Genomic DNA, 9,500 nt, shown 5'->3' with positions numbered 1-9,500 from the left:
ATGAGGTGATGATATCACCTCTAACTAAGTGACCAAATTCAGCGTACCACTACAGTGGTGTCTGCTTGCCGTTGGTGTTGCTTGAGTGGTTGAACGGTGCAGAGTACTTCAACTGGCATAGCTTTGCTTGGGGATGGGTCGAGCACTTTATTTTACTTAGTACTATGACACCTTATTTCTATGCAGCCTATAAAGTGCATGGATGGTTAAAGCGAGGCACGTCTGTCGAGTAGAGAGGATGAATACAGACTTGGACGGATATTAACAAAGAAATATGACTGCTCTTCCCTCGATTCAGTAGACGCGGTACAGATATGAGAAAAACTTGGTCAAATTCTAGATTGGTGAAATGAGATGTTAATCTGTCTAAACAAAGAATGGGGCATTTTCGATTTAGTAATGGCAGCGTATCAACTGTGATCGCTGCCATTTTAGTATGATACTTTAATACTCAGTAACGAATCTTTATTACTCTCTCACAAATGGCATAGAGAAAACACGTTCCACCATCAGTGCGGTAGTAATGGCTAAGTCGCTGAATCGACGAGGTCTACCACGGTTGATTAAGGCTTTGTTGTACTGCTTCCAGTTAGTTGTTTTGTAACGAGGTTTAGGCATGGGGCTACGACGATGGATGGGTGTAGCCGATCAGATCGTAGCTTCCAGATTTAGTTCCATCGATTTAAGCAACAAGGCCATATAGAGGCTCAGGCTTGTCCAACACTTGGGATTAAACGTTGGCTACGCAACGCTTAATCCTTATTTGTTAGTTGCCTGGCCCCATTACTTTAAGATAGAAAGGCATCTATTCAACACAGGCTTATTAGCTATTATAACTAATTTCAAGCGCTTTCTAGTTCGTGTGATATTTTGAAATAGCATTTTAACAGAGTCATAGTATGTTCTTGATTGGTATATCAACATACCGTTAGCATCGTATGTAAAAAATTCGTCAATAACAACTGCAACATTATCAAACTCTTGACCGATAACTGTATGGGAGGTTTTACTTGCGACATTAGCATACGATTGGTGGTGTTCTGTGTTGTACTGCGATGGTGTCAACTTCAAAACTTCCCAGCCTTCACTACTAATTAACTGAATATAGTTTTTAACTGTAGGTAAATCGGTAAAGTAATCAAAGTCGATATTACCGCAATTTTCAAAGGCTACATCTGTTCTTCTGCTATTGAATAGTACCTTTATAAAACTAGCTATTTCTTTATTTGTTCTGATTTTATCTGAAAGTTTAAACTTAACAATTCCGCTAATACTATTGATTTTACTTTCGATATCCGCCAATCGTTCTCTCGTGGAAAGTGTTTGCTGTTTATCATAAGAAAGTATACAAGATATATTATTGGCGTTAGCATCCATCACTAATTTATCTAGTTGATTTGCATATATTCGTTGTGTTTCATCTACAACAATCAACTCTATACCCGATAAGTCATAGCTTGGTAGTCTTTTGATAGGAATGATGTTCCACCCGGCATCAATTAATCTGGCGTGTCCATCATTCAATTGCCCACAATGCACGATTAACGTATTACACGTGTTTTTTACATGTTTGATGATGTCGTATGTTAATAGAGTTTTGCCTGTTCCTGGTCCACCGTTAACTGATATAAATTTCGCAACACCATTACCTATTTTACTGACAACCTGGCTTTTTATGTCCTCTTGTTGATTAGTAAGAAAATACTGATTATTGGTAAACTTATCCGTAGAGTTAAATGGAGATACTAAGTAGTCAGATGGATTGAACAAAGAGTCAGGGTTATCGAGTTCCATCAAATTTTGGTTTGTTAATAGTTGAGCCAACAACTCAAAGCTTGCTAACTCTAACTCTTCTTGACCATTTAATTTGTAAAGTTTATTTGTTTGAACGACATAGGTGAAGTTATGTACAATTTTGTTAATATGACTCAAATAGTATTTGTTTCTCTGCAACTGCTTTTTTATTTTATCTTCACTACTTGTGCGTTTTAACTCAACATTTATGATGTAATTACAACCGAACCTAAGTAAGTCAAACTCCTTACTAATATGTTGAATTTTGTAACCAATATAGAAACCATTGAATATGTTAACAAATGGAAGAACTTCGTGAATATTAGAGGCAAGAACCCTGAGATCCTCAATCTCATTGTTCTTAATGTCGATTCCATAGTGTTTTATATATAAACCATACTCAGATGGTTCAAGATTAGAATGCGCTTGAGTGAGCGACAGGATATTGATACTTTTCATTTTTATACCTAGCAACTAATAACAAACATCGTATTAAAACTAATAGGTAAACAGTCTACCATTTTGCTCAATTATTGAGTGGTAACTAACGCTTTATCGACGGATTTTTTTCCGTAATTATATGCAATTAATAGTAACGCTAACTAAACTCACGTTCAATTTCATGCCCGTATTGCCTAGCGACTAGGATGTGCACTTCAGAAATTGCCGAAAGTTTCCGTATAACTCCGGCGACTTCGGAACAATACCATTTTCAACCTACATACGCCCCAAACAAGCTCGGTCCGGCTCCCTTTTATCGGATTAGATTTGATTGGGGAAACGCACGCCCCAAAAATGTGTAGAGTATTTGATCTAACTAGCTTTGGGGCATTTTCGAGCTAGAAAATGCCACGTGTAAAATTTCAGATTGTGACGTTTTTGGGGCAGCTCTGAGTTAGCTGGCACTTTGAGAGAAAAGTGCCACGGGTAAAACTTTAGGCCAATGAAGCCTCTGGATAAAACTTTGCCAGTGACATTACTAGAATAGAATGCTGCTGCGCGGCTCACTTGGCTTTGCGAAAATCGCTACTTCATGACATTAGCTGATTAGTCATGTACAATTAATACAACCAACAAGAGGAACATTGATATGGCCAATACCTCAAATTCAAAGCGCCAAAAAGCTACATTTACCCCTAGCTTAAAGAACTTCAAAACCAGTTTGGGTTATGAAGGCATGACGATAAATAAGAAATCGAACGTTCAAACCATTGAAGATTTAAAACGCAAGTATGCGAGATAAATATGGTGCTGATCAGGACAAATACTGTTACTCAAATTCTGATGTTTTAATTAACAGATTGAATATACTTGACTCAGATGAACTTGAAAAAGCCGAAATTGAGTTTACGAGTTATAGGTACCTTTCATACAAAAGTAATGTTTCTGAAATCAAGCATTTAGACTTCAATCACCTCAAGTGTCTACATCACCATCTATTCCAAGATATTTTTGAATGGGCAGGTCAAGTTCGAGAAGTAAAGGCTACACTCGATTCTGTACCGTTTCTAGGATTGAAGCTGAAGCTTCAAAATTATTTGGTATTATCCCTTCGTTAGACAATTTGGCTTTGCCCGATCTTATCCAAGAATTAGCCAATCTATTTTGCGAATTAAATTTGTTACATCCTTTTAGGGAAGGTAATGGCCGAACTTTACGTTTTTTCTTTGAAGAACTCGTATTTATCCTTGGCTACACCATCGAGTGGCCTAAAATTACTCAACAAGAATGGATTGATGCAAATATTGAAGGGGTATCATTCGATTTAGAACCGTTAATTACAATATTTCGTTTAGCTCTATCTAGTGAAAAACAAGACTGAATTTTTGTGCGATTGCATTAGTTTTAATAGCCTAAACTCCGCTGAGGAGTGTTGAACCGCTTTTTTCTGTGAAACATAACTGGGCAGAAAGTGGTTTAACTTATCTTCGCCGTCTAACTTGATGTAGCCAAAAACAGATCAAACTATATTGGAAATGAACAGACTTTATTGGAACTGACAAACTTTAATGTCCTCGGACATTTACAGTGGGAATCGCTGATTTATAGAAGCCGGGTATCGAAAGAAATTTCGTGTTTTTTGGCCGTTTTGATGAGTTTTGGATAACCTGGATGTTTTGTGTTGAGCACATAGTTTTGTTCGCGAGGCACAATCACCGATGGGGTCGCCAGCGCCAAGCTTGAATAGCTCGATAACCATTGATCACCTATTTCGGCTGTCTGAAGCGGGGCTGGCTCTTCATTCCAGTTGTCCGGTAAGTCGTCATTTTCAAGGACCAAAGCATCGGCTTCATCCAGTTCCAACGTAAACAAGACATAATTTTCAAGTACTTTGGTATTTTTGAGATGAACCAAGATTTCTAAAATGGCAAGTGACTCTGACGCCGCAACATAAACCGCAGACCGTCCAATAGAATTCCAACGCCCTCCGTACAGTCTGGAGCCTTCGCCATCGAAAGCTGACTCTTCCCACTTTTCCTTTACGATTCGGTACAAAGTGATCAAGAAAATACCCCATGCTCTAATCGTCCAATTAGGTTTAGCACACCCTCTGATTCAGCAGTTGTGGCAACCATATCGATAGGGCGGCGATTACCCAAACCAACCACAGGGGATTTGATCCATTCACACGCGGCCAAAATATCACCTTCAAACAAGTTGATGGTTTGGTTGAATATCTCAGCAAAACGGTACAAACGATCACTTTCGTCTTTGTTAAAACGTCCCGCTTTCGATCTGCGGTTTAGTGTGGCTGGTGGAATTGTAACAGCGGTAGCCAACTCTTTCTTTTCCAATTTAGAGTGCTTGGCTAGTTTGTCAAAAACATCAAAATCCAGACCTTTATGAACAGACTCATAAAGGGTTACCCCTCGCGATGGAATACCTACTTGCTGCCAAAAGCTAGCTGGCTGTTTAACAGGCTTGAATGCTTGCATTTGTGACATAACAATAACTCCTTATCAGATGGTAGTGTCATTATGTATCAGATGATTGCGGTAGGCAAGTTTACAAGTACATAGCTTGGAAAATTGGAGAGCGACAAGTAAGTTAGAGCCTTGTCTTCTGGCTTTTAAGTCCCTTCGCTTGTATCGACAACAACATATTGAAATTCAAGAGGCTGCTAGGATGTTGGGGATCAACAGGGGTAGTTTCAGCAAAAAATTAAACCAGATTACAAATAATGAACTTGGATTGGTTGAAAGCCTATAGATATATATCAAGCCTATTAGGACACAGCAGAGGGCGTAGCCATCATTACCTTGAAAAACGCCAGCCAGTCAGTAGCTTGGTCTAATTTACCCCCGTGATACATCACGGGGATTTACAGCGAACAGCATGATAAGAACGGATAACTTTTGGCAGGGTAAACCAATAGCTTAAAATTGCTTTTGCACTGGGCAAGGGTATTGCTCTTTTAATGCGGCGGTTAGATAGCTGGCGATGCTGCCACCAATGCCTGCTTTGCCGTATTTTTTTAAACGAGGATCGTGTTCAAGTCTGTTGTCGATAATTGTCATCAGATCTTTGGTTTTCCATTCCCATAATGTTTCGCGATTGGCTGCATCTTTCATTGGCAAACAATAATCAATGCGTTGGCCGCGAGTATCTAAACGGGTGGTATAAAAGTTCACGGCGTTAGCAGCGACACGAGTACCAATCAATAAATCTCGATACTCAGGACTCCCCGGATTTTGATAATGTTCAACATAGTAACTCATATCTGCAGGGCTGTTGCCACTGCTGAGTCGGTCGATTTCTGGAATTTGACTATTGGCTAAGCTCAAAAAAGAGAAACATGTGCCTAAGCCTAATACGAGCCATTTCATCATTAATCCCTCCATTTAATACTGTGTATCTTACTAGGTCGTTACGATTTTTCATTTTAATTACTCAATAATTAACCATTATTTATAGGTTAAGAGCGGGTTTGATCCTCCTTCTGTGTTGGCTGTAAGGTTGATGGTGGCTCAACACGGTTACTGGTACTCTCAAATTGTTCACGTGTATCCTCCACGATTTGCGAGTGGTTGTCGGGGGTGTAATAACGCTCAGTGCCTCCGCGTTGTTTATGCTGCTCAATCACCGTTTGGCTGGTGTTGCCTAGAGCCTTACCTTTGTATTGTTCGCCCACCATTGTTTGCCACTCGGATTGGGTCGGCTCAGGATTAAAGGTACGTTCGTGCTCTTCTTGAGTGGGGACGCTGGCGAGCACAAAATCTTTAAACGTGTCGGTTGTTTTAAATTTTTCCCATTCATCAGCGCGGGCTTGGCGTGATTTATCATTACTACCGGTAAGAATCTGTTCTGCTCGTCCTACTTCAGATTTATATTTCTCCTCCACAAAACCTTGGAATGGTATTTCCAGTTTCTCAGTCAGGCTGGCCAGATGACGTTGCTCTTGGCTGTTGACTTGACTGAGTGTATCGACCTCTTGTTGAGATTGTGTCGTGGACGTTATCAAGCCTTGCGTCTCACTAAAGTTCGCCGTAAAGCCAGTGGCGTAAGTGCCCATCTCCGTATTACGTTCGTCGGCCGTGAGGCGGTTGCTCGCATCGATGGTTTGGTTGGCACCAGAGCGGTAGGATTCGATAGCGGCTTGCATTTGGCTTTGTTGTTCGTTGCTCATGCTGGTGAGCGTTTCGCGGTCTTCCTGTGTCCATTTTTGTCCCGAACCTTCGTAGGCTGAATTTTTACCCGTGGCATTTTCTAGCACGTTTGTGCCCCAAAGCTCGTTAGGGAAGTAGGTTGTAGATGTAACAAAGAAAGATAAGCAGCTATATCTGTTCAGTTTAGACATAACTGCTTTTTGAGGGTGAGAGGGTAACGCTATTTCACTTCGTACCTAAGTAGAACTTCATTATCTAATACAACATTTGTTGACCAAATGAAGCTTGCTCCAGCACCGCTGAATTTTTCAATAAAATTCATGTAAGATTTCTTATTATTCACACCAATTTCATCTTCTGAGTATTCAGTCGCTTGTGGCCATGAAATTGCGTCAAAATCTTCTGCCATCCAGTTACTTGGAGTCTCCCAGTGAGCAGCATAAGCATTTTCACCATTATCTGTACCTTGTGTTGTACAGTTCTCCGATAATCGCTTACCATCAACTTCACTCAGGCAACTTAAATCATAGATTGGTGCAGTATAAAATGTCTGTGCTTGCCAGTCGGAACCCGTCACAGTACCGTCACTAAAGCTTGCGATAAAGCCACCATCACCTGGGTGGTATGCCTTGCCTCGGTTATCTTCTGTACCTAAACCTAAGTTTTCTTCCCAATCGATTACTTTTACGGCAATAGTGTATGGCTTATTTACCTTAAACTTTACGATACTAGAGTTAAACGGTGTAAAAGGTACTGTATCTACTGCAACGAGCTGACCATTAATATATAACTCAAAATAGTTGTCAGCAAAGATGTAACCAGTGATCTCTTTACCATCTGAATCAATAATAGCCACAGGGACAGAGTCTTCATCCACATCGGCTATGCTTTCGGGTGCGATGTTAGAGCACTCTTCATAAAGATCGACCGCTTTTGGCGCAGTTGTGAAATGGTTTTGAGCAGGGACTGTCCACACTTTTCCATCAGCGTCAGCAATTTCACCGATGCCTGCAACACGACTTCGACCATTCGCACACTCAAAAAGATTCGCTTCTACTGTTTTTGCAAGACCTTGGGTAATGCTAGCTGAACCTTTGTAGTCACTAGTGGTTCCGCTTACTGTTAGGTCGGAGGATGGAGAGCAGCCAGCCAACAGTAAGGCAATAGACGAAAGAGCGAATACTTGATTATTTGTAGTAACCATAAATAAAAATCCAGTAGTAAGTATGAAGTTTAAGTGTAGTTTTTAGCCTCAACAAATCAATATGTTGAGCTACTTAAATAGTTGGGACATATATTAGGCTATGTACTGTAAATGAACGTAAACGATGTGTGATTTTAAGTAAATGGACTTCTACTCCGTTCTTTCACAGATAGCACTTCGTAACTTAGAAATGTCCGTGCGACCTGAGGTCGTATGAAGCGTTGTTCACCGCTTAACGAGTGAACCATCTGTATCACCAGATGAACCTACGAGCCTGAATAAAGCAGCGGCTCGGACAATGTAACGAAACTTGGCCGTTGGGCTGAGTGGGAAAAGAATCGTGAGAGGACGTTCCTCCTGAAAACCACAATTCGGGTAAGTGCTAGGGAGTCAATATGATGAACGTATGTGAATCCATTAAAGGTGCGTCATATGATGAAGCAGCGGAAGTGGTTAATACGCTGTGGCCAAAACGGCAACGAGAGTCGGAAAGGAGTTGGGCATTGGCCTTTCGTGATCAAAGTACTTATGTGGACTCCCCATTGTCAACAGTAATCGTCAGTAAATCAGAAATAAATGCGCACTTATGTACGAGCTCAACAAGAGTAGCTAACTCAGGCTCTACGATATTTACGCGAGTTAGTAGCAAATCTAAGCTACGAGTTCAAGACTCTCAGATGCCCGCTGCTTTGACTAACTGATTTTCATCCAATTTATGCATTTTACTGTTAAGACAATTTACTAAGATACTAACGGTTCAGCTTTATATTCCGTACCTTGAGTTAAAATAGCAAATGCTGTTCTGACATTTTTATTTGCCAACGCTACCGCAGCACACTTCTTACCTCTACGTTCAATTAAATTTTTTAGCCACTCTTCTTTTTTTGTTTTCGGTGGGCGATTGGCAACCTTGCTTACGATCGACATCGCACCAGTAATCAATTGGCTTCGAAACAGAGTATTTTTAAAACCTCTTCCTATCGAACCGATTTTAGCTCTCCCCCCACTTGAATGTTGTATTGGTGTGAGCCCTATGCAGGCTGCGGCTGCTTTCCCTTTACTAAAAGCTCCAATGTCAGCACACCCGAGCGCGATATATAAGTTAACAGCATTAAGGATACCGATGCCCTCAATTTTAAGTAACTTCTTACATTCAGGATGATAATTCAAAGATTCTTCAAGGCAGTTGTCGTAAATATCAATCGCTTCAACCAGCGATAAATATTGATCCCAGGCAGTAGATATTGCCTGACGAAACGAAGGTGAAAAACCATTATCTGGGTCTTCTAGGGTTTCATCAATTGTTGCTCTTAACCCCCCATTTCTGTTGGAGACTTGAATATTTAATTCAGATAACAAAGCAATCAATTGGTTTTTAGAAGCGGTTTTTTGTCTTATGCTTAGTTCTCGTAAGCGGACAATCGATTGTAGTTGCTGCTGTTCGGCTGTTTTACCTTGAATAAAGTTCACATCAGGTAACAGTGATGCTTGTACTATCGCCAAAGCATCATTTTTGTCAGTTTTCTGATTTTGTCTGACCACAGCAACTAATCTCGATGAGATTAAACGAGCATCATGCCCATGAGAAGAAGCGAGTTGCTTCCAATAATTCGAAGTACCACAAGCTTCAAACACGATTGTGGCAGGCCTTGAATTTACTAACCAACAAGTAAACGCCTTCGGTGTCATCTCTGTATTTGAGTGCACTTTTCTGTTTGTATAAATACAAACTTGGATCACTTTTTTAGCTAAATCAACGCCAACAATCGTCTTGTTCATTTGAATCTCCAAATTATTTTGAACCCTACTATTGTAGGACTTAGGGTTGGGGAGTCCAATTATCTAAGCTGACATTTTACGTAACATACGGAACAGGGTAAGCCTGTATCACTCCC

General features: G+C 40.4%; 9 protein-coding genes and 1 pseudogene. 2 read left to right on the top strand and 8 right to left on the bottom strand.

The window, feature by feature from the left end; translation table 11 throughout:
* Positions 1-483: 483 nt before the first annotated feature.
* A pseudogene (locus tag AB6E30_RS22100) lies at positions 484-618 on the bottom strand (IS5/IS1182 family transposase); the annotation flags it as partial.
* A 165-nt stretch (positions 619-783) separates the two neighbouring features.
* Positions 784-2,253: a hypothetical protein gene (locus tag AB6E30_RS22095; protein WP_372105269.1), complete on the bottom strand. Its 1,470-nt coding sequence runs from the start codon at positions 2,251-2,253 to the stop codon at positions 784-786.
* A gap of 631 nt (positions 2,254-2,884) precedes the next feature.
* On the opposite strand from AB6E30_RS22095, the gene AB6E30_RS22090 reads away from it, so the two are divergent.
* Together AB6E30_RS22090 and AB6E30_RS22085 are read left to right on the top strand one after the other, a co-directional pair.
* Positions 2,885-3,037, top strand: a complete 153-nt coding sequence (locus AB6E30_RS22090; RefSeq protein WP_372105267.1) for a hypothetical protein — start codon at positions 2,885-2,887, stop codon at positions 3,035-3,037.
* Positions 3,038-3,250: 213 nt separating this feature from the next.
* Positions 3,251-3,616, top strand: a complete 366-nt coding sequence (locus AB6E30_RS22085; RefSeq protein ID WP_372105265.1) for a Fic/DOC family protein — start codon at positions 3,251-3,253, stop codon at positions 3,614-3,616.
* 221 nt (positions 3,617-3,837) lie between these two features.
* On the opposite strand, the gene AB6E30_RS22080 is transcribed toward AB6E30_RS22085, so the two are convergent.
* The 6 genes from AB6E30_RS22080 to AB6E30_RS22055 all read right to left on the bottom strand — a co-directional run bounded on the left by AB6E30_RS22080 (position 3,838) and on the right by AB6E30_RS22055 (position 9,384).
* Complete coding sequence (locus tag AB6E30_RS22080) at positions 3,838-4,299, bottom strand: RES family NAD+ phosphorylase (RefSeq protein WP_017093449.1); 462 nt, start codon at positions 4,297-4,299, stop codon at positions 3,838-3,840.
* Positions 4,296-4,739 (bottom strand): antitoxin Xre-like helix-turn-helix domain-containing protein, encoded by a 444-nt coding sequence (locus AB6E30_RS22075; protein ID WP_016800265.1) that lies wholly within the window; start codon positions 4,737-4,739, stop codon positions 4,296-4,298. Before AB6E30_RS22075 ends, AB6E30_RS22080 begins: the two co-directional genes overlap by 4 nt.
* A 432-nt stretch (positions 4,740-5,171) precedes the next feature.
* Entirely contained in the window at positions 5,172-5,624 is a 453-nt protein-coding gene (locus tag AB6E30_RS22070; RefSeq protein ID WP_016799983.1) for a hypothetical protein, read from the bottom strand.
* Between the two features lie 86 nt (positions 5,625-5,710).
* A complete protein-coding gene (locus AB6E30_RS22065; RefSeq protein WP_372105263.1) occupies positions 5,711-6,592 on the bottom strand; it encodes a hypothetical protein in 882 nt (293 codons plus the stop codon).
* A 29-nt stretch (positions 6,593-6,621) separates the two neighbouring features.
* Positions 6,622-7,605, bottom strand: coding sequence for a hypothetical protein (locus AB6E30_RS22060; protein WP_237297952.1), 984 nt, complete (start codon positions 7,603-7,605; stop codon positions 6,622-6,624).
* A 741-nt stretch (positions 7,606-8,346) separates the two neighbouring features.
* Positions 8,347-9,384 (bottom strand): IS110 family transposase, encoded by a 1,038-nt coding sequence (locus tag AB6E30_RS22055; RefSeq protein ID WP_102459768.1) that lies wholly within the window; start codon positions 9,382-9,384, stop codon positions 8,347-8,349.
* Between the last annotated feature and the right edge of the window lie 116 nt (positions 9,385-9,500).

The sequence above is a fragment of the Vibrio sp. 10N.247.311.12 genome (genome assembly GCF_041467515.1).
In the GTDB taxonomy this organism is placed as follows: Bacteria; Pseudomonadota; Gammaproteobacteria; order Enterobacterales; family Vibrionaceae; genus Vibrio; species Vibrio crassostreae_C.
The sequence above is the reverse complement of the archived record's forward strand: the minus strand, read 5'-3'. Positions and strand labels throughout refer to the sequence as shown.

Excerpts from the sequence above, each read along its gene's own strand:
- AB6E30_RS22090 (WP_372105267.1), top strand. The coding sequence starts at position 2,885 with ATGGCCAATACCTCAAATTCAAAGCGCCAAAAAGCTACATTTACCCCT.
- AB6E30_RS22075 (WP_016800265.1), bottom strand. The coding sequence starts at position 4,739 with ATGTCACAAATGCAAGCATTCAAGCCTGTTAAACAGCCAGCTAGCTTT.
- AB6E30_RS22095 (WP_372105269.1), bottom strand. The coding sequence starts at position 2,253 with ATGAAAAGTATCAATATCCTGTCGCTCACTCAAGCGCATTCTAATCTT.
- AB6E30_RS22055 (WP_102459768.1), bottom strand. The coding sequence starts at position 9,384 with ATGAACAAGACGATTGTTGGCGTTGATTTAGCTAAAAAAGTGATCCAA.
- AB6E30_RS22065 (WP_372105263.1), bottom strand. The coding sequence starts at position 6,592 with ATGTCTAAACTGAACAGATATAGCTGCTTATCTTTCTTTGTTACATCT.
- AB6E30_RS22070 (WP_016799983.1), bottom strand. The coding sequence starts at position 5,624 with ATGATGAAATGGCTCGTATTAGGCTTAGGCACATGTTTCTCTTTTTTG.
- AB6E30_RS22085 (WP_372105265.1), top strand. The coding sequence starts at position 3,251 with ATGGGCAGGTCAAGTTCGAGAAGTAAAGGCTACACTCGATTCTGTACC.
- AB6E30_RS22060 (WP_237297952.1), bottom strand. The coding sequence starts at position 7,605 with ATGGTTACTACAAATAATCAAGTATTCGCTCTTTCGTCTATTGCCTTA.